Source organism: Candidatus Cloacimonadota bacterium (genome assembly GCA_021734245.1).
Lineage (GTDB): Bacteria > Cloacimonadota > Cloacimonadia > Cloacimonadales > TCS61 > B137-G9.
The window spans coordinates 1-20,388 of sequence record JAIPJH010000057.1 but is presented as its reverse complement, the minus strand read 5'-3'; the positions used below and the strand labels follow the sequence as shown (position 1 = coordinate 20,388).

Below are 20,388 nucleotides of genomic sequence, written 5' to 3'. Positions count from 1 at the left end.
AATATATCCATTTGTTTATGGTCGCTATTTTTTCGAAACATTACCAATACCTTTTTTCACTTATTTATGGATTCAATATGAAAAAATTCATATTTATTGAAAAGGTTTTTTTTTGATACTTTTTAGAGGGAGCTCATACACAAAAAGATTATTTAATAAAAACTCTTGACGCTAATTATTCACAAAACAGATTTTCACCAAAATAAAAATTGATTTGGAGTTGAAATGAATTTAAAACCTCAACCTCTTATAAACAAAAAACTTAATTTAACTATTGGCATACTGACTTTTGTATTTTCGTTAGTCGTGTATTATCTCACGATGGCTCGTTCACTTTCTTTTTGGGATGCTGGAGAGTACATAACATGCAGTAGTATTTTAGGAATTCCTCATCCTCCTGGAAATCCTTTCTATATTTTATTAGGAAGATTTTTTAGTATTTTTAGTGGCAGCATTCCTCATGCACAAGTTGTGAATTTCCTTTCCTGCCTTTTTTCAGCATTTGCAGTAATGTTCACCTATTTCTTTACATCCAAACTTGTTACGATGGGTTTAAAAGATGAAAATGAATCTTATCTGGCTTACATAGCTGGATTTATTGCAGCCATTTACACAGCTTTTTCTTTTACTTTCTGGAATAATGCTATAGAAGCAGAAGTTTATTCCGGATTAGCCTTCACGATTAATTTGATTGTTTGGTTAACGCTTATTTGGGTAGAACGTTCTGAAGATATGTCGCACCAGAATATTCTTCTTCTGATCGTATATATTTTCTTTTTGGGTTTCGGAATTCATCAAACTTCATTGCAAATTGCTCCGGCTATTCTTTTTATAGTAGTGTACCCGATGATAAAAGACGCCATTAAAACTTCTGGCTTCTGGAAAAGAACAGGTCTTTATTTAGCTGGACTGATAGTGATCTATCTTATCTTTTTAAATATTGGAAAATCATCTAATCTGCCTGACCTTCCCAAATACATGTTTTTTCTCGGAGCAACAGCAATATTGGTTTATCATCTAAAAGACAAAGTTGCACCAAAGGTCTGGTGGTTGGCACTTTTCTTTATTTTTGTGGGATTGAGTACACATTTCTTCCTATATGTTCGTTCAGCTCACCGGCCATTTATCAACGAAGGATATCCTCACACGATCAAACTTTTTACAGATTATGTTTTGCGCCGTCAATACGGCGTAGTAAGCATGTTCATTCGACGTGCTTCCTTCATCTACCAGATGAAAGATCAATTTCTTACTTATTTTAGCTGGCAGTTCTTCAATGCAGAGATAATTTCCAATTTCCTTAAAACTCCGCAAATGTTTATTCAATTCTTATCAAATTTAATTGTTACATTCCTGGGAATCGGTGGAGCATATTACCAATATAAAAAGAACAAACATGCCTTTGCTTATTTCTTCTCATTTATGTTCATGGCTTCCATTGCTATGGTTTTCGTTATAAATCTTTCTGATGCTGAAGTAAGAGAACGTGACTATTTCTTTACCACAGCTTATAATTTCTGGACTGTGTGGATGGCTATCGGTTCGATCGGATTGATCGATTACTTTCGCAGAAAGAGCAAGGCTGCTACAGTTGCTGTTGCAATTATAGTTTTACTGCTTCCCATGGTAAATCTCTCCTCCCAATACTTTATTCATGATCGTTCCAGAGAATACATCGCTTTGGATTACGGACAAAATATTTTAAACAGCGTGGAAGAAAACGCCATTATTTTCACCAATGGCGACAATGACACATTTCCCGTGTGGTATGCTCAGGCAGTTTACGATCCGGCTGCAATAGAATATATTCCACCTTCCAATGATTCTACTGCCAGTGATGTTGAGAATATCATTTACCAGACTTCTGTAAATCCCACAGAGGTTACAAAAGCGAATATTGAACGTGCCATGAAGTTCAAGAATGAACAATGTTCTGGAATTCGCAAAGATGTTTCTATAGCGAATCTGAGCCTTTTAAATACCCCTTGGTACATTCATCAGCTTATCGATCATGAAGGAATTGAGTTCAACATTCCAGATTGGCATATCGATCAATGTCAGGATAATCCAAAATCTGTACTTTATCCAAAACAGGTTCCCAAAGATACAAGACTAACAATTAAAGGAGTACGGCCTGAAGATAAATTCACGGTCACCATCAAAGGCGGATCGATACTTTATGTAAAAGATCTGGCGGTAATTCAGATTATCAAAGACAATTACGGCAAACGTCCTATCTATTTTGCTGTAACCACTCCTGATGCTGTCGGCTTCGAAGATCATCTGCAAAATGAAGGAATGGTGGATCGTCTGGTTTCTACAAAAGGCAGGAATCAATTTGATATGGAACGCCTGATCACAAATATCGATTCTGTTTATTCTTATCGAGCTGTGATGGATGAAACTGTTTACAAAGACAGAAATATGAGAAGGCTTCTGAACAATTATGGAGCTGCCTTCATGCGAACTTCTCAATTTGCCCATTCCCAAAGAGATTATGCAACTGCCATCAAATATATGGAAAAAGCAATCGATTTCATTTCCGATAAATCCAGATTTTATGAAGGACTTTCTCAACTCTATCTGGAAGCAGCTTTCACACTGATCGAAAATGGTGATGTGGATGAAGGTTTTATGTATCTGGAAAATTCTGTTTTCTACAATAGAAAAGATCCTGAACTTGTTCAAGCAATTTTCCAGGCTTCGGCTTTTGCAGAGGAATATGATAAAGGTATCGAACTTCTCAGCAAAGTGATGCCCTACCAAGATTCAACAACTGTGAAAGCTTTTATCGAGCGCATGCAGGAAATGAAACAAGATAATTAAATGAAAACAGAAATTTACATCAAAGGAGCTCAGGAGCACAATCTAAAAAACATTGATGTTCGCCTTCCCCGCAATAAACTTATTGTTATAACCGGCGTTTCCGGTTCAGGAAAATCATCTTTAGCTTTCGATACGCTTTATGCGGAAGGACAAAGAAGATATGTAGAATCTCTTTCTGCTTATGCCAGACAATTCCTGGGCCAGATGGAAAAGCCCAAGATAGATTATATCGAAGGTTTATCTCCCGCCATTTCCATCGAACAAAAAGCAGCCAGCAAAAATCCTCGTTCTACTGTGGGAACGGTTACCGAAATCTATGATTATCTGCGCGTTCTGTATGCCCGTATTGGAAAACAGTATTGCTATAATTGCGGAGATCTGGTTGGTGCGCAAACGGTTGATCAGCTCACGGATCACATTCTGGAAAATAAGCCAGGGACCAGATTACAGGTTTTAGCTCCGATAGTTCAAAATAGAAAAGGTGAACACATCGAAGAATTGGAGGAAGCTCGCAAGGAAGGATTTGTTCGAGTAAAGATAAACGGAAAAATGCGCGATCTTTCGGAAGATATAAAACTCGATAAAAAAAGTAAACACAATATCGAGATCGTTGTGGATAGAATCGGATTAAAAGAAGGCATTCGCAGTCGTCTTTTCGATTCTGTGGAAACAGCACTCAGGCTTACCGATGGATTTATTAAAATCGATTATGTGGATGAAAAGAGAGAAGAAAATCTTTCCGAATCTAACTCTTGTTCTCGGTGCAGTATCGGTTATCCGCAATTATCTCCTCAGCATTTTTCTTTTAACAGCCCTGTGGGAATGTGCAAAACCTGCAACGGATTAGGAACAACAATGGAACTTGATCCTGATTTGATCGTTCCCGATAAAAAACTTTCCATAATGCAGGGAGCTGTTGTTCCCTGGGGAAATCTTTCCAAAAAGAAATCCAGCTGGCAGATAAAGAAACTCAAAGCCATTTCACATGAATATGATTTTTCACTACAAACTCCCTGGAATGAACTTCCAAAACAAATACAAGCATTGATCCTGCACGGCTCGAAAGGCAGAAGAATAAAATTTGAATGGCAAACTTTCAGTGGAAATGGTACTTTCTTTTCCAAATTTAATGGTGTAATTCCTACACTGAGAAGACGCATGAATGATACAAAAAGCGAATATATGCGAAGATATTACATGCAGTTCATTGGCAATAAACCATGCCCCGATTGTGATGGAAAAAAACTACGAAAAGAAAGTCTGGCTGTAAAAATCAATGACAAAACTATCGATGTAATTACCAAAATGTCCATTTCGGAAGCTATCAATTTCTTCCATAATATCGAACTTCTGGGTAACGATAAAATAATTGCAGAAGAAGTTCTGAAGGAAATCAATAACAGACTTTCTTTTCTTGTAAATGTGGGTTTGCATTATCTCAGTTTGGAGCGCAGCGCTCCCACGCTTTCCGGTGGTGAATCACAGAGAATTCGGTTAGCAAGTCAGATCGGCAGCAGTTTAGTTGGTGTAATGTACATTCTGGATGAACCGAGTATCGGCTTGCATCAGCGAGACAACAAACGGCTTATCAATATGCTGCTCCATTTACGCGATCTGGGCAACACAGTTATCGTAGTGGAACATGATGAGGAGATGATACGAACAGCCGATCAGATCGTTGATTTTGGACCACGAGCGGGAATTTACGGTGGGGAAATCATTTACCAGGGTGATTTGAAAGGAATCATTCAAGATAAGAATTCATTAACAGGAAAATATCTTTCGGGAAAACTGAAAATTGATGTTCCAGAATCCAGGCAGAAAGCAGATTTTAGAATTTTGAAAATTGAGGGAGCTGGCCAAAATAACCTTAAAAATATCGATGTAGAAATTCCGGTTGGCTTGTTTAATTGTGTTACAGGAGTTTCCGGCTCAGGAAAAAGTTCGCTTATCAATCAGATTTTATATCCAGCAACTGCAAAATTGCTGAACAAATCAAACGTAAAAGTTGGAGCTCACAAATCGATCGAAGGACTGGAGAATTTTGATAAAGTCATTAATATCGATCAGCAGCCGATCGGCAGAACACCACGTTCCAATCCTGCCACCTACATAAAACTTTTCGACCCGATCAGACAACTGTTCTCAAATCTGCCGGCTTCAAAATTGAGAGGTTATAATCCGGGAAGATTCTCTTTCAACGTGAAAGGTGGACGCTGTGAATCTTGTGGTGGTGCAGGAGTTCGACAAATCGAAATGCATTTTTTACCAGATATTTTTGTAACTTGCGAAACTTGTAAAGGTTTGCGTTACAATAAAGAAACTCTGGCAGTAAAATTTAAAGGTTACAGCATTTCCGATATTCTTAACTTGGATGTTCAGGAAGCCTTGGAAGTTTTTGATAAAATTCCTAAAATAAAGAAAAAACTACTAACTCTGCAGGAAGTTGGATTGGATTACATAAAACTCGGGCAGGCCTCCACTACGCTTTCCGGTGGAGAAGCACAACGGATCAAACTTTCACGCGAGCTCAGTAAAACAAGCACAGGAAAAACTCTGTATATCTTGGATGAACCTACTACAGGTCTGCATTTTGACGATATTAAAAAGCTTCTGAAAGTATTACAAAAACTTGCAGCTCTTGGAAATACGATTGTTGTAATCGAACATAATCTGGATGTAATAAAGTGTGCAGATCACATTATTGATCTCGGCCCAGAAGGCGGTGATAACGGTGGTAAGATCGTTGCTGCAGGAACGCCGGAAGAAGTTGCGGGAAATAAAAACTCATTTACCGGGAAATTTCTGAAAAAGGTTTTGAAGTAAATGATGTGAAAATATTGATTTGACGAGATTTATAATTTGTAGATAATAGTTTACGTTGATATGAAATTTGAGGAAATATGAAAGATTTAGAAAGTATTAAATCGATTTTGAAATCCAATATACCAAAATTTCAAGATGAATATAAAGTTGATCATTTGAAATTATTTGGTTCATATTTGAATAATACAGCTACTGAGAATAGTGATCTTGATATTCTTGTATCATTTTCAGATACTATTGATCTTATACATTTTATAAAATTACAAAATTACCTTTCAGATTTATTGAATATAAAAGTAGATCTGGTTATGGAAAATGCTTTGAAAAGTAGAATTAAAAATTCCATACTTCAACAAGCCGAATTAATATGAAACGCGATTATAAATTGTTTGTAGAGGATATTTTAAATTCTATTGATAAAATTCAAAATTATATGAATGAGTTATCTTTGGATCAGTTTATAATAGATGACAAAACTGTAGATGCTGTTGTTCGTAATTTTGAAATAATTGGAGAAGCTACAAAGAGTATTCCTGCTGAAATTAGAGAAAAATATCCCGAAATACCCTGGCGTGAAATGAGTGGTATGAGAGATATTTTAATACATAATTATTTTGGCGTTGATCATAGTATCATTTATAAAACTGCTACAGATTTTCTGTTAGAATTAAGATCTCAAATCGAAGTAATATTAGCAAATTTTGGGTAAGGAATTATGAGCTTAAAAGATAATATAATTGAATTAGCAAAAAAAACTGAATTCCAAGAATGTGATTTTCAATGTTTTTATGAATTTCGTGAACAACTGAATCTTGGTCGAATCCGATCGGCTGAAAAAGTTGGAGATCGCTGGCAAACAAACGATTGGGTAAAACAGGGAATTCTTGCCGGTTTTAGAATGGGAAAGATCGTTAAGATGGGAAAATTCCTTGATAAAGACACTTATCCTGTACAGGATCTTACAAATAGAGATAATCTTCGTCTTGTTCCCGGAGGATCTGCTGTGCGAGAAGGTGCTTATATTGCATCAAGTGTCATCATGATGCCGCCGATGTACGTGAATGTAGGTGCCTATGTGGATGAAGGCAGTATGATCGATTCGCATGCTTTAGTAGGAACCTGTGCTCAAATTGGCAAAAATGTTCATCTGAGTGCTGCAGCGCAAATTGGTGGAGTTTTGGAGCCGATCAATGCAAATCCTGTGATAATCGAGGATGAGGTTTTTGTAGGTGGAAATTGCGGTGTTTATGAAGGTGTTATTGTTCAGCAAAGTGCCATTATTGCTGCTGGAGTTATCATCACAGCTGGAACTCCAGTTTATGATGCAGTTAATAAAACTTATCTGAAAAAGAAGAATAATGAACCTGTAATAATTCCCCAAAATGCTGTGGTTGTTTCGGGAAATAGACCGTTGAAATCTAATCCCGAATTTTCCGTTTATTGTCCGATAATTATAAAATATCGAGATGAAAAAACATCTGCATCCGTAACCCTGGAAGCTGATCTGAGATGAAAAACATCTCTTTTGCTCAGCATCTTGAATTTCTGAAGATCTCCAAAATTCGGCAGATTATGAATTCTGCACCCAAGGATGCGATAAATCTTGGTCTGGGAGAAATCCAATTCCCACTTCACGATTCATTAAAACGAAAAGCTGAACAAATTATAGAAAACGAAAACCTTTTCTATACAACAAATGCCGGAATTCTTGAACTCAGGGAAAAAATATCTAAATATTACGATTTATATTTCAAGGAAAATGTCTGCATCACAGCAGGTGCAGAGGAAGCTATTTTTGCTTCGCTTTTTGCTTATCTTAATCCCGGTGATGAAGTTCTGATAGCCGATCCCGGATTTGTGGCTTATAAAACCATTATTAGAATGCTGAAAGCAAAACCAGTCAGTTTCAAACTCGATCCTGATGATTTTCATTTTGATTTGAATGAATTTAAATCAAAGATCACAAAAAAAACAAAAATTGTCTTACTGAATAATCCAATCAATCCCACTGGCACAGCTTATTCATCTCACGATCTGAAACAAATATCTGAATTATGTAATGAAAGAAATATTCTTTTGAGCGTGGATGAAGTTTATAGAGAACTTTATATTGAAGACAAACCGCAATCGATTTTGGAAATAAATCCAAATTCACTTTCCATAAGCAGTCTTTCCAAGTCTCACGGCATGTCTGGCTGGCGTTTAGGTTGGGTCGCTTCTGCTTCATCAGAATTGATAGAACCAATTATAAAAGTTCATCAATATATTTGTACTTGTGCAAATACTTTAGCACAAAAATTGGCCATTTCTGCTTTCTCACCTGATGGCAAAATCGTTTTAGAGAGTATCCTTAATCGATTAGCAGATAATCGAAAAATTGTGCAGAAATATTTTCCCGCAAATTATTTATTGCCAAACAAATGCCATCCTTACTTTTTTGTACAAGTAAAAAATGATATTGAAATTATAGAGAAAATTTTGCAGCAAAAAGTGATTGTGATACCGGGTTCAGTATTTGGAAGGAATGGTGAAAATTGGATTCGTCTTAACTATGGTATAGAATCTGATTTATTAGAAACCGGGATCAAAAGAATTTTAGAAATTATTTAGTTCTAATTTTTTTAACGGGGGAGTTTGTACACATGCAAAGATATGTCTTTGCCTTGTTATTTTTTTGTATTTTATTCAGTTCTTTATTTAGCACGGAAAATATTGAAGAACAGATCAAATTCTTATCTATAGAAGACCAGTTCGATTTCCTTTACAACCTTTCCGTTCAATTGTATTTTACAGATTTTAAGAAAAGTCTTGATTATGCTGAACTTGCCTTGGAAAAAGCTGTTGAATGTAATGATGATAATAAATTGATTCTTGCTTATTACAATATAGCAACGGCATATTCATTCTGCAAAGATTATGAAAAAGCGGGTTCATATCTAACCTTGTTCAATGAGATATTGATGCAAAAACCCAGGCTTCACAATGAATTTATAGGTGCTGATTCGATAATTGATGCTGAAACCAAATATCAGGTTATTCGAAATCAACTGCTGGAGATGCTTCAAAAAAGAGAACATCAGGAATTGGAGCTGGCAAATAAACAACTTCTTCTGCAAAATCAAGAAAACATTCAAAAATATTATTTGATCATTCTTGTTTTGGTAATCATCTTTGCTGTAACAAGTTATCGTCAATGGCATCTTGTTCAAAAAACAAATAAAAAACTGGAATTTACGAATCAGGAACTCAATTCAGCTAATTATAAACTTGAGCAAATTGCCAGAACTGATCCACTTACAAGAATTTCTAATCGTCGAGACATGATTGAAAAGATCGATCAGGAAAAACGACGTTTTAGCAGAAATGGAAAACCTTTTGTAATTGTAATGTCAGACATCGATGATTTTAAAATCGTTAATGATAAATATGGCCATGATGCTGGTGATTTTGTTTTGCAGTCTGTAGCTCATTTGATGCGTTCATCGATGAGAAAGCAGGATATAATCGGACGCTGGGGTGGCGAAGAATTTCTAATGCTGCTGCCCGAAACCGATCTGGAAGGTGGTCAACTTCTAGCAGAAAAATTACGAAAAACAATCGCAGAAACTCCCTTTATTTTTGGAAAACATGAAATTAAGATAACGATGACTCTGGGAGTTAATGTTTACAACGTTCCAGAAGAAATCAGATCCTGCATCAAAAGTTCCGATGAAGCAATGTACAAAGGTAAGAATGCTGGTAAGAATTGCGTAGTTTCAGCTAAATAATTTTTTATTCAAAATAATAAATTGCTTTAATAGGATCGATCTTAGAAGCTTTTATAGATGGATACAATCCTGAAAGTAAACCGATTCCAAACGCAAAACCAAGCCCTAACAATACTCCTTCGATCGGAATTGGAAAACTGAAATTGATCGCTTTGGCAATTATCTGAACTACCACAGTAGAAATTGCTATTCCAACAAAACTTCCCAACAATGCTAAAATAATTGATTCCATCAAAAAAAGAAAGAGAATATCCAGATTAGTAGCGCCAATACTTTTTCGTATTCCGATTTCCATCATTCTTTCATTTATAGAAATCAGCAATGTACTGAAAAGTCCGATTCCACCCACGATCAGCGAGATAGAAGCTATGGCAGATAAGGTGATATTCCATTTTTTCATCATTTCGCCTATTTCGTTGGTGATCTGATACATCAATGCTCCCACGTCGTTGAAGGTGAAATCACGTGTCATTTTGTGCTTTGCCAGAAGTTTCTGGGTAACCTGTGTCTTCAATTTCCAGAACGATTTTCCATCATAAGCCTGAATATAAATATAATCTATCGCATTATCATTTCTTAAATACATCGATCCTGTGGAGAGTGGAATATAAACCGACCTGAGATCATGATATCTTTCCCAGCGATTAAAATCCATTCCATCTTTGTTTAAAATATCTTCTGCCAGAATTCCAATGATTTTATAGCGATTTTCACCGACTGTGATCATTTTATCGATTGGATCATCCTGCTTGAAATAACGATCGGCAAAATAATATCCGATAATACAAACCTTTACTGCATTTCTTTCTTCAAATGTATTAAAGAAACGTCCTTTCTGTAAAACATAGGTTTTGTTTTGAAAGAATTCATTATTTGTAGCACTTATGCGAACTCTGCCTTCTATCTCATTATAATAAAATTTATCGTAAGAATTTATGTATCCATAAATTGATTTTGATCTTGTCTCACTTTTCAGCATTTCATAATCGGAAAAGGTAAGTGGTTTTGCTTCTCGGCGAATATAACGGAAACGGAATCTTCGGCGTGAACGTCCTGATTCTTCTCCACTGCTGGGATAGATGATAAGCGAATTATTCCATCCCATATCTGCCATTTTTTCAGTAATAAGCTGCTTTAAACCATAAACGCTGGAAAACATAGTAACAACAGCGAAAACTCCGATCACAATTCCCAGCAAAGTTAATGATGAACGCAGCTTGTGAGTAAAAATATTCTGAAAACTGCTTCCGACACTTTCAATAAAATGCATTTATCTTATCCGATCAATAAACTTCTTCCCCGCATTTCGGGCATTTTTTATAAGAACCTTTTTTCTTGTTATTTTTTTCTTCCAAATAGTAATTTCCACAAGAAGGACAGGATAGATCAACCGGTTTGGAATTAGTTATAAATTTGCATTTCGGGTAATTCGTGCAGGAATAGAAATATCTACCTTTTTTATTTTTCTTTTCTGTAATTTCACCATCTTCACAATCGGGGCATTTAATGCCGAGAGTTATTGGTTTGGTAAATTTACATTTTGGAAAGTTGGAACATGAAATAAAATCACCGTACTTGCCGGAACGCTGCATAAGCTCTCCCCCGCATTTCGGGCATTTTTCATCGATCTTTTCTGGTTCCACTATTTCGATCTTGCCATTGTCATTTCTTGTGAAATTCTTAATATTTTTACATTCTGGAAAATTGGAACAAGCCAGGAACTGACCGTTCTTTCCCCATTTAAGATGCATTTTATTTCCACACTTATCACAATCTATATCTGTTTCTTCACTCACTTCTTTTTTGGCATCTTTAAAATCGACTTTTTTAATCGAATCATTTACCGAGTTGTAATAAGATCGAAGCAGTTCAACCTTATCAACTTCTCCGTATTCGATCTTATCCAGACACTCTTCCATTTCAGCTGTAAACTTTACGTTAAAGAATTCAGAAAAGTTGGAAACCAGGAATTTGTTCACAGTCAAACCCAGTTCAGTTGGATGGAATTTACGTTCTTTTAGAAAAACGTATTTTCTTACCTGGATGGTATTTGTGATAGTAGCATAAGTAGAAGGCCTGCCAATTCCAAGAGATTCTAGTTCTTTGATGAGTGCAGCTTCGGTAAAACGGGAAGGTGGTTTGGTAAACTGCTGAATAGCATCCAGATTTTTACATTCCAGAACATCTTTTTCAGCATAACCTTTATCGATCTTCTCTCCTAAGATAACTCTGGTGTGAGGAAAAGCATCCAGAAATCCATTTTCAATTATTGTGCTTCCTGTTGCTCCAAATTCAGCATCACCGATCTCTATTGTCAGATTTTTTGATTTCAAAGTTACAGGTATCATTTGAGTTGCTACGAATTTCTGCCAGATAAGCGTGTAAAGTTTCATCTGATCTTTATTCAGGAATTTAGAGATCGATTCCGGAGTATGAAATGGATTTGTAGCTCGAATCGCTTCGTGAGCATCTTGAGCACTACTTTTCGTTTTGTAAACTCGAGTTTTGGAATGAAGTTTCTTTTCTCCGTAACGTTCTTTTACCAATGCTCTACAAGATTTTAATGCTTCATTGGCTATTCGCAGCGAATCCGTTCTCATATAAGTTATCAAACCAACTGTATCGCCATCCAGATCTATTCCTTCATAAAGTTGTTGAGCAACCTGCATTGTTCTTTTGGCAGAGAATCTCAAAAGTCTTGCTGCATCCTGCTGCAATGTGCTGGTGATATAAGGTGGTGAAGGATGGATCTTACGTGTTGATTCTTTTATTTTAGAAATTATAAATTGTTTGTCTTTTATGTTTTGCAGAACTTCATCTGTAGATGTTTTATCATTCAATTTTGCTTTCTTACCTTTGAATTTCTGCAGTGATGCTTTGAAAGCTTCCAGTTGATCGCGGAATAGAATAGCTTCAATATTCCAATATTCCTTGGGAATGAATTTTATAATTTCTTCTTCTCTTTCACAAACTATGCGTAGTGCAACAGACTGCACTCTGCCTGCACTCAAATTTTTGGTGATGATCTTCCAGAGTAACGGACTTATATTGTAGCCTACGATCCTGTCCAAAATACGTCGCGCTTGTTGAGATTGCACTTTTTTATCATCTATCGTACCTGGTTTTTGCATTGCTTTCTGAATCGCATTTCTGGTGATCTCGTTAAAAACGATTCGGTGCACAGGTTTTTCTGATATCTCTTTTTTCAGCACTTGAACCAGATGCCAGGCAATAGCTTCTCCTTCACGGTCATGGTCACTCGCCAGAAAGATTTCATCTGCTTCTTTGGCAGCTTTTTTCAGTTCGGTAATTACTTTGCGTTTTTTGGGATCTATGATGTATTTCGCATCAAAATCATCTGCTGTATTTACACCAAAATTATTTTTGGGAAGATCGCGCACATGCCCCATCGAAGCTTTAATATTGTATTTGTTATGCAGAAACTTTCCAATTGTTTTTGCTTTGGCAGGCGACTCTACGATTATCAAATTTTTACTCATTCTTTATTTTTCCTTTTAGTTAACTTCTTCGTCGAAACCATAATCATTATTTTCCAGATAAAACATATCCATCAATTCTTTAATGGAAATGTCCTTTTGACCAGAAAATATTAGATAATTGATTATTTCATCCATCATATTTTTATTTATTTTTCTTTTTAGAAAAACATGTAATTGCATAGAGATTGTAATAACCTTTTCCAATGTGGTACTTTCAATTGAATTTATCAATAATAAATGCATCAGATAACCAAAAGCATCAGGAGTGATCGCTCTTTTTTCTTCTGCAGATAAAATCCTGTGATAGGAGCGTTCCGGTTTCTTTATGATCTCTTCAATATATTTTTCCAATTCATCCTGGGAAATACCAAGATCTTTCAATTTCTTTTTATAATCTTTGTCAGTCAGTGCAACTTCGATCACTTCATCAAGACGTGTTTGCGACATTATTACCTCATTTTATATTTATCGAACAAATCATGTAATGCAATTTGAGATCTGTGCGACTTGAGAACAAAATAAATTTATTATACAATTTTACCACAACATTTTTTATATTTTTTTCCACTTCCACACGTACAGGGATCATTTCTTCCTACTTTTTGTTCCACTTTTCTAGGTTTCAGTTTGGGTGGTTCGCCTTTATTTGGCATTGGTCTCGGAGCTTGTGGTTGCGGTTGATCGAAAGCAGAGCTGGCTTCATGTCGCTGCTTTGCCATTCTCAGGAAGTCTTCGATATTCTCTGGTGACACAATATACGTGGTGAATACTTTCCTGGAAACTTGCCTGTTTATATTTGCAACCAGAGTTTCGAATAAAATGAAAGCTTCTTTTTTGTATTCTATTAGTGGATCTTTCTGAGCATAGGCTCTGAAACCTATTCCCTCTTTCAGAAGGTCCATTTCTCGCAGATGATCTCGCCATAATTCATCAACAACAGAAAGCAGGACACGTCGTTCAATCTCTCTCATTTGTTCGGAAGTTAGTTGTTGTTCTCTTTCTTCGTAGGATTTTATAACGAGATCTTCGACCATTTCCTGAAGCATTTCAAAAGTTAGATGATCGGAATAGATATCCTCTACATCGATGCTGATATTAAAATTTCTGGCCAGCCATTTTACGATTTCATCAAGCTGCCAGTTTTCGGAGTAACGTTCTTCTCCGATAACTTCCAGGATCATCTCATAAACCGAATCTTTGATCATTTCGATGATTTCGTTCTTCAGGTCATAACCTTTTAGAACATTTCGGCGATATTTGTAGATAACTTCGCGCTGCTGATTCATTACTTCATCATACTTAAGCAATTGCTTTCGGCTTTCAAAGTTGTAGTTTTCCACTCTTTTTTGAGCTGTCTCCACGGTTTTTGTCATCCAGGGATGAGTGATAGCTTCACCTTCCTGCAAACCAAATTTCATCATCATCGGTCCAATCCGTTCCGAACCGAAAAGACGCATCAGATCATCTTCCAATGAAAGGTAAAATCTTGATGTTCCGGGATCACCCTGACGACCACTACGACCACGCAGCTGACGGTCAATTCGACGACTTTCATGTCTTTCTGTTCCGATCACGTGTAATCCATCCTGTGGTAAACCATAAGGAAATTCTTCCGAAACCTTTTTATCCAAATCAAGATATTCTTCTTTCTTTTTGCTGACGACACCAGATCCCAATTTGATGTCAGTTCCACGACCAGCCATATTTGTGGCAATCGTTACAGAACCTGGAGCTCCGGCAAATTTAACGATCTCAGCTTCTTTCTCGTGTAGTTTGGCATTCAGTACGTTGTGATGAATATTCCTGCGACGCAAAAGACGGCTCAAAGTTTCAGAAACTTCCACTGTAACCGTTCCCACCAAAACAGGTTTCTGATGTTTGTGCCAATATTCAATTTCGTCAATGATCGCTTTATATTTCTCGTTTTTAGTCAGGTAAATTTTATCATCATGATCGATACGAGTAATGGGTAGATTTGTGGGGATTTCCAGCACAGAAAGATCATAAATCTCTTGAAATTCGCCTTCTTCCGTAACCGCTGTTCCAGTCATTCCAGCCAGCTTTTCATACATTCTAAAATAATTCTGAAGTGTAATTGTCGCAAAGGTTTGCGTTGCATCTTCTATCGTAGCATTTTCTTTAGCTTCCAGCGCTTGATGCAAACCATCGCTGAAACGGCGACCCGGCATCATTCTACCGGTAAATTGATCTACGATCATCACTTTATTTTCCACAACCACATAATCTTTTTCTTTCTCAAATAAATTGTAAGCACGAAGAAGCTGTTTTATATTGTGAAGTTTCTCGCTTTTATCCATGAAGCGATTTGTTTCTTCATCTTTCTTTTTAATTTTCTGCTCATAAGAAAGTGATTCGTCATTATCAACAGCTTCGATCAAGTCATCCAGCTGCTCCATCACGAAAAGATCTGGCTCTTTGTCAGCGATGAATTCATTTCCTTTTTCGCTGAGTTCCACACTGTTCTGTTTTTCTTCTACTGTATAAAAGAGCTCCGCATCAATCTCATGCATCTTTTTATCTCGCAGATAATAACCTTCAAAATCTGTTACCAGTTTTTTCAATTCAGGTTCTTTCATCATCTTCATGAAAGATTTATTTTTGGGAGCTGCACGCTGAATGAGAAGCAATCTTCTTCCTACTTCATCGGCATCATATTCTTCTTTTGCCAATTCCTGCTTCACTTCACGCAGATAACGCATCACCAGCGTATTTTGCGCATGAGAAAGTTTTTGAATGACTGGTTTCAGTTCGCTGAAGAAATTCTTACTTTCCTGCACAGGACCACTGATAATAAGCGGAGTTCTGGCTTCATCGATAAGAACACTATCAACCTCATCTACAATTGCATATTGATGTTTTCTCTGTACAAGTTGTCTGGCATTCACAGCCATATTATCGCGCAGATAATCGAAACCAAATTCACTATTGGTTCCATAAGTTATATCTTTTTCGTAAGCTTCTTTTCGATCGGAATTATCCATTCCTGTTGTGATTACACCAACTTCCAAACCATGAAATTCAAAGATCGGACTCATCCATTCCGAGTCACGTTGAGCCAGATAATCGTTAACCGTGATAAGATGCGCTCCATGACCTAAAAGTGCGTTCAAAAATAGCGGCATTGTGGCTACCAGAGTTTTTCCTTCTCCGGTTGCCATCTCTGCAATAATGCCTTTATGCAGCACGATCGCACCTATCAGCTGAACATCAAACGGAACCATTTCCCATTTGGCTATATTATCGCGAACTTCATATTCATGGCCAAGTAAGCGGCGGCAGGTATCTTTAACTATGGCGAAAACTTCCGTCATATTATCATCGAGAAGACTCTGATTGAGCTCTTTCAGATCTTTTTCAAGTTTGTCTATTTCATTTCCGATCGAGATCTTTCTATTGTCATTCGCTTCGGTTTGATATCTCTGATAAGCTTCTTCCAATTCCTTTTCTCTGGGAGTAAGCTCATTACGGATTTCCTGGCGAATCTCGGTTATTCTATTTCGCAATTCATCATCAGATTTAGATTCAAGAGATTCATAAACACTATTGATATCTTCCACAACAGGAGCGAATTTTTTAATTTCCCTCTCCTGCCTGCTGCCAAATAATTTATCTTTTAAAAACTTTATCATAACTTTCACCTTCAAGATTGGACAATGCTTTTTAGGTCGGTTTCATTGTCAAATGTTTTGCATATATAAGGATAAAGAGATTAGGATTTCATCGATAATGAATTTAACTCAACAATTCCTGAATTATATATTCAGAGATTTTATACGAACAAAACCTAAGATTTTAATTTAACGATCAATCACTATAAAATTTATTCATATTATCTGTAACAGTAACGATGTATTTTCTGGTTTCTTCAAAAGGAATTTCACGTTTCAGTTTGTTGAATAGTTCTCTGCTGTCTATTGTACTCAAATCTACAAACATTGGCTCCCATTTATCTCCGATCTTAGTCATTCTACCTGTCATCGCTTTGTAAATAGAGCCGGGGCCACCATTGTAACTACTAATAACGCAATACATTCGATTCGTTTTATTCGCAACTTTATCCCATTTATTATCTGCCAGCCAACGTAAATAACCGATTCCCATTTCCAGATTTATTTCAGGATTGAAAAGTTGATCTGATGTTGGTGGTTGGTTTCTTTTGTAAATATAATTATTCATAGTCAATCCAGCGTATTTTGGAACGATCTGCATCATACCATAAGCATTTCCAAAACGATTATAAGCTTTAGGATTGAAATAGGATTCGGAGTGAATTATGGCCAGAGCAAGGCTTTTATCGACATCATATTTTTTGCACAATTTTTCTATTGTCGGTCTGTATCCTTCGATGCGCTTTTTCAGATGGTTCGGCACCAAACTCAAATTTATCTGGTATTTTACCATTGTTTTTCCGTCTTTATTTTTGAAGGTCGTTACTTTAGTTTCTTCCACAATTTCTTCTGCAGCTTTTTCTATCTCATCTTCTTCGATAACTTCATTGTTGGAAGTAGTAACTTGATCCTTCAAAATTGGTTTATTTGTGATTTTATCCTTTTCTTCCAGAATCGATTTCACCTGCTCTTTGATGATCTCTTTTGCTTTTTCTTCCTGTTGAGGTTGATCGGGTGTTTCTTCCTGCTCCAAGACAGCTTCTACCTGAATTTGGTCTTCCTCAAAATCTACCGAACTTCTTCCGCTGAAATCTGAATTGTAGCTTACCCATTCTTTGGGAGTAGATTCTTTGAACTCGTTCCACAATCTTTCAATCTCTTCTTTGTATTGCGTAAAAAGCGAATCCTGCTGGTTGTAATAATTTGCTTCTGCCTGCGCTTGTTCCTGCATATATTGTTCTCTGGAAGCTTCCTCCTGCTGCTTGAAATCTTCGAAACTGTCTTGAGCTGCTACCAAATATATTAATCCTAACATCAAAATCGTAAAAAATAGTTTTTTCATAATTAACTCCTTTTCTTCTAAATTTGTTTTTTGGATTTTCTTCTTTTCTTTGTAAAGCTTTTTTTTGAATTTCGGTTCAAATTTTCATTTCATAATTTTAGCTTTACGTATTTGGGAAATGATTATTTTTTGCCTGTAAAAATAAGTGAATTTTAGGAGAAACAAAATGAATTTGGAAAAAGCAATGCTTTCCATCGAAAAGTTGAAAGAAATCCAGGAAGAAGCAAAAGCTGCTCGTGGAGCAATTCTAAAAATGACCACATTGGCAAAATCCGGTCATCCGGGTGGCTCGATGTCTATGATAGATTTTCTGCTGACTTTGTATCACATGATCGATGTTGATCCCAACAATCCGCATTGGGCAAAACGAGATAAAGTCGTGATGAGTGCCGGTCATGTTTCTCCAGCTGTTTATTCGACTTTAGCAGCAGTTGGCTTTTTCGATATCGATGACGCAATTTCTCAATTCCGATTGGCTGGAAGCATTTTCGAAGGTCACGTGGAACCGGATGTTCCGGGCGTGGAATGGGCCAGCGGAAATCTGGGACAAGGTCTTTCGGCAGGTTGTGGATTTGCTTTGGCTTCCCAAATTAAAAAAAATGATAATCACGTCTTTGTGCTGATGGGAGATGGAGAACAGCAAAAAGGTCAGCTCTCCGAAGCTCGTAAATTCGCTTTAAAATATAAATTGAACAACCTGACCGCTTTCATTGATCTTAACAAACTTCAGATCAGCGGAAATATCGATGACGTGATGCCGAATAATATTCTGGATTGCTATCTGGCTGACGGCTGGGAAGTTATCGAGATCGACGGACACGATCTGGTGGAAATCAGAAACGCAATCCTGGATGCTGTGGAAAATGATGTTCCAACACTTATCTTGGCAAACACAACCATGGGAAAAGATGTCAGTTTTATGGAAGATAAACATCAATATCATGGTGCTCCGATCAACGAAGCAGAACTTGTAGCTGCTCTCAAAGAATTAGATCAGGAAAATAACCTGGAAAAATATAAAGAATTGCGATCAAAATTTATTGCCAAAGAACATTCACAAAATCAGCAGAAAGATTTCGATCTCAATTTGGGAAATCCAGTAATTTACAAAGATAAAACAGATAACCGTTCTGCCTGGGGAAATGCTTTAGCTGATATTGCCAAACTCAATTCTGATGCAGAAATGGCAGTTTTTGACTGCGATCTGCAGGGCAGTGTAAAAACCAAATCTTTCGAAAAAGAGATGCCGTACAGATTTTTCCAGGGTGGAATTATGGAACACAACACAGCAGTTACAGCTGCAGCTCTTTCCAAAGAAAGAATCCAAACTTATTGGGCAGATTTTGGTGTTTTCGGTGTGGATGAAACCTATAACCAGCATCGCTTGAGCGATATAAATAATACAAACCTGAAAGTGATTACAACTCATGTTGGATTGGATGTGGGTGAAGATGGTAAAACTCATCAATGTATCGATTATCTGGGATTGATGAAAAACCTTTATCATTTCTGCACGATAATTCCTGCTGATCCTAACCAGACGGATCGGGTAATTCGTTATATTTCAAAAAAATATGGAAACTTCCTGGTTCCAATGGGTCGTTCAAAATTGGAAATAATTAAAAAGAAAAATGGAAACATTTTCTTTGATGAAAATTATAAATTCGAATATGGCAAAGCTGATCTGCTGCGAGACGGAAAAGATGCTGCCATGTTTGTGATGGGAACTGTAACCGGACGTGCTGTGCAGGCAGTAAAAAAACTGGCAGAAAAAGGAATTTCAATTCAACTTTGGAACGTCTCCTGCCCTGTCGATCTGGATGAAGAAGCATTGAAAAAAGCAGCAAATACCGGAACCGTTTTTAATTACGAAGATCACAACGTTCATACCGGGTTGGGAAACAGCATAGCAGATAAACTCATGCAATTGGGGCTTACTTGTAAATTCCACAAATTTGGTGTGGAAGATTATGCTTTCTCTGGAAGCAGCAGCGATGTCTTTAAAGCCTGTAAGCTTGATGCTGAATCTGTAGTGGAAAGAGTTGAAGCGTTGATGCGAGGAAGCGAGTAATCCGGCTTCGCTGATGAAAGAGAAGTAAAAAAAGCTACGCCGGGACCTTCGGGACTTTGAGACTTTGAGACTTTGGGAAGATGAGAAATGAGAGTTGAGAAGTGAGAGTGTAAAACCATAACAACAACGACAACCATGACAACCAGCAATCCGGCTTCACTGATGCTAGAGAATTAAAAAAAAGCTACGCCGGGACCTTCGGGACTTTGAGACTTTGAGACTTTGGGAAGATGAGAAATGAGAGTTGAGAAGTGAGAGTGTAAAACCATAACAACAACGACAACCATGACAACCATGACAACCAGCAATCCGGCTTCGCTGATGAAAGAGAAGTAAAAAAAGCTACGCCGGGACCTTCGGGACTTTGAGACTTTGAGACTTTGGGAAGATGAGAAATGAGAGTTGAGAAGTGAGAGTGTAAAACCAT

The 20,388-nt window shown here is 36.9% G+C and carries 13 protein-coding genes; 8 read left to right on the top strand and 5 right to left on the bottom strand.

The features are described from left to right. Window positions 1–225: 225 nt before the first annotated feature. The 7 genes from K9N40_09230 (at window position 226) to K9N40_09200 (ending at window position 9,419) form a co-directional block, all read left to right on the top strand. Complete coding sequence (locus K9N40_09230) at window positions 226–2,826, top strand: DUF2723 domain-containing protein (protein ID MCF7814649.1); 2,601 nt, start codon at window positions 226–228, stop codon at window positions 2,824–2,826. After that, complete coding sequence (uvrA, locus tag K9N40_09225) at window positions 2,827–5,652, top strand: excinuclease ABC subunit UvrA (protein ID MCF7814648.1); 2,826 nt, start codon at window positions 2,827–2,829, stop codon at window positions 5,650–5,652. Window positions 5,653–5,729: 77 nt separating this feature from the next. Beyond that, on the top strand, window positions 5,730–6,023 hold the full coding sequence (locus K9N40_09220; protein MCF7814647.1) for a nucleotidyltransferase family protein: 294 nt from the start codon (window positions 5,730–5,732) through the stop codon (window positions 6,021–6,023). Continuing rightward, window positions 6,020–6,361: a DUF86 domain-containing protein gene (locus tag K9N40_09215; protein ID MCF7814646.1), complete on the top strand. Its 342-nt coding sequence runs from the start codon at window positions 6,020–6,022 to the stop codon at window positions 6,359–6,361. The genes K9N40_09220 and K9N40_09215 overlap by 4 nt, the downstream gene beginning before the upstream one ends. A gap of 6 nt (window positions 6,362–6,367) precedes the next feature. Further along, complete coding sequence (locus K9N40_09210) at window positions 6,368–7,165, top strand: 2,3,4,5-tetrahydropyridine-2,6-dicarboxylate N-succinyltransferase (GenBank protein MCF7814645.1); 798 nt, start codon at window positions 6,368–6,370, stop codon at window positions 7,163–7,165. After that, on the top strand, window positions 7,162–8,262 hold the full coding sequence (locus tag K9N40_09205; protein MCF7814644.1) for a pyridoxal phosphate-dependent aminotransferase: 1,101 nt from the start codon (window positions 7,162–7,164) through the stop codon (window positions 8,260–8,262). Before K9N40_09210 ends, K9N40_09205 begins: the two co-directional genes overlap by 4 nt. A 32-nt stretch (window positions 8,263–8,294) precedes the next feature. Continuing rightward, complete coding sequence (locus K9N40_09200; GenBank protein ID MCF7814643.1) at window positions 8,295–9,419, top strand: GGDEF domain-containing protein; 1,125 nt, start codon at window positions 8,295–8,297, stop codon at window positions 9,417–9,419. Window positions 9,420–9,423: 4 nt separating this feature from the next. On the opposite strand, the gene K9N40_09195 is transcribed toward K9N40_09200, so the two are convergent. The 5 genes from K9N40_09195 to K9N40_09175 all read right to left on the bottom strand — a co-directional run bounded on the left by K9N40_09195 (window position 9,424) and on the right by K9N40_09175 (window position 17,890). Beyond that, window positions 9,424–10,689: an ABC transporter permease gene (locus K9N40_09195; protein MCF7814642.1), complete on the bottom strand. Its 1,266-nt coding sequence runs from the start codon at window positions 10,687–10,689 to the stop codon at window positions 9,424–9,426. Window positions 10,690–10,702: 13 nt separating this feature from the next. Continuing rightward, a complete protein-coding gene (gene topA, locus K9N40_09190) occupies window positions 10,703–12,919 on the bottom strand; it encodes a type I DNA topoisomerase (GenBank protein ID MCF7814641.1) in 2,217 nt (738 codons plus the stop codon). Window positions 12,920–12,934: 15 nt separating this feature from the next. Further along, entirely contained in the window at window positions 12,935–13,366 is a 432-nt protein-coding gene (locus K9N40_09185; protein ID MCF7814640.1) for a hypothetical protein, read from the bottom strand. Window positions 13,367–13,446: 80 nt separating this feature from the next. Beyond that, on the bottom strand, window positions 13,447–16,569 hold the full coding sequence (gene secA, locus K9N40_09180) for a preprotein translocase subunit SecA (protein MCF7814639.1): 3,123 nt from the start codon (window positions 16,567–16,569) through the stop codon (window positions 13,447–13,449). A 175-nt stretch (window positions 16,570–16,744) separates the two neighbouring features. Further along, window positions 16,745–17,890, bottom strand: a complete 1,146-nt coding sequence (locus K9N40_09175) for a murein transglycosylase domain-containing protein (GenBank protein ID MCF7814638.1) — start codon at window positions 17,888–17,890, stop codon at window positions 16,745–16,747. A gap of 166 nt (window positions 17,891–18,056) precedes the next feature. Between K9N40_09175 and K9N40_09170 the strand changes: the two genes are divergently transcribed. Then, window positions 18,057–19,961 (top strand): transketolase, encoded by a 1,905-nt coding sequence (locus K9N40_09170; GenBank protein MCF7814637.1) that lies wholly within the window; start codon window positions 18,057–18,059, stop codon window positions 19,959–19,961. Window positions 19,962–20,388 lie beyond the last annotated feature (427 nt).

Excerpts from the sequence above, each read along its gene's own strand:
- K9N40_09230 (MCF7814649.1), top strand. The coding sequence starts at position 226 with ATGAATTTAAAACCTCAACCTCTTATAAACAAAAAACTTAATTTAACT.
- uvrA (MCF7814648.1), top strand. The coding sequence starts at position 2,827 with ATGAAAACAGAAATTTACATCAAAGGAGCTCAGGAGCACAATCTAAAA.
- K9N40_09220 (MCF7814647.1), top strand. The coding sequence starts at position 5,730 with ATGAAAGATTTAGAAAGTATTAAATCGATTTTGAAATCCAATATACCA.
- K9N40_09215 (MCF7814646.1), top strand. The coding sequence starts at position 6,020 with ATGAAACGCGATTATAAATTGTTTGTAGAGGATATTTTAAATTCTATT.
- K9N40_09210 (MCF7814645.1), top strand. The coding sequence starts at position 6,368 with ATGAGCTTAAAAGATAATATAATTGAATTAGCAAAAAAAACTGAATTC.
- K9N40_09205 (MCF7814644.1), top strand. The coding sequence starts at position 7,162 with ATGAAAAACATCTCTTTTGCTCAGCATCTTGAATTTCTGAAGATCTCC.
- K9N40_09200 (MCF7814643.1), top strand. The coding sequence starts at position 8,295 with ATGCAAAGATATGTCTTTGCCTTGTTATTTTTTTGTATTTTATTCAGT.
- K9N40_09195 (MCF7814642.1), bottom strand. The coding sequence starts at position 10,689 with ATGCATTTTATTGAAAGTGTCGGAAGCAGTTTTCAGAATATTTTTACT.
- topA (MCF7814641.1), bottom strand. The coding sequence starts at position 12,919 with ATGAGTAAAAATTTGATAATCGTAGAGTCGCCTGCCAAAGCAAAAACA.
- K9N40_09185 (MCF7814640.1), bottom strand. The coding sequence starts at position 13,366 with ATGTCGCAAACACGTCTTGATGAAGTGATCGAAGTTGCACTGACTGAC.
- secA (MCF7814639.1), bottom strand. The coding sequence starts at position 16,569 with ATGATAAAGTTTTTAAAAGATAAATTATTTGGCAGCAGGCAGGAGAGG.
- K9N40_09175 (MCF7814638.1), bottom strand. The coding sequence starts at position 17,890 with ATGAAAAAACTATTTTTTACGATTTTGATGTTAGGATTAATATATTTG.
- K9N40_09170 (MCF7814637.1), top strand. The coding sequence starts at position 18,057 with ATGAATTTGGAAAAAGCAATGCTTTCCATCGAAAAGTTGAAAGAAATC.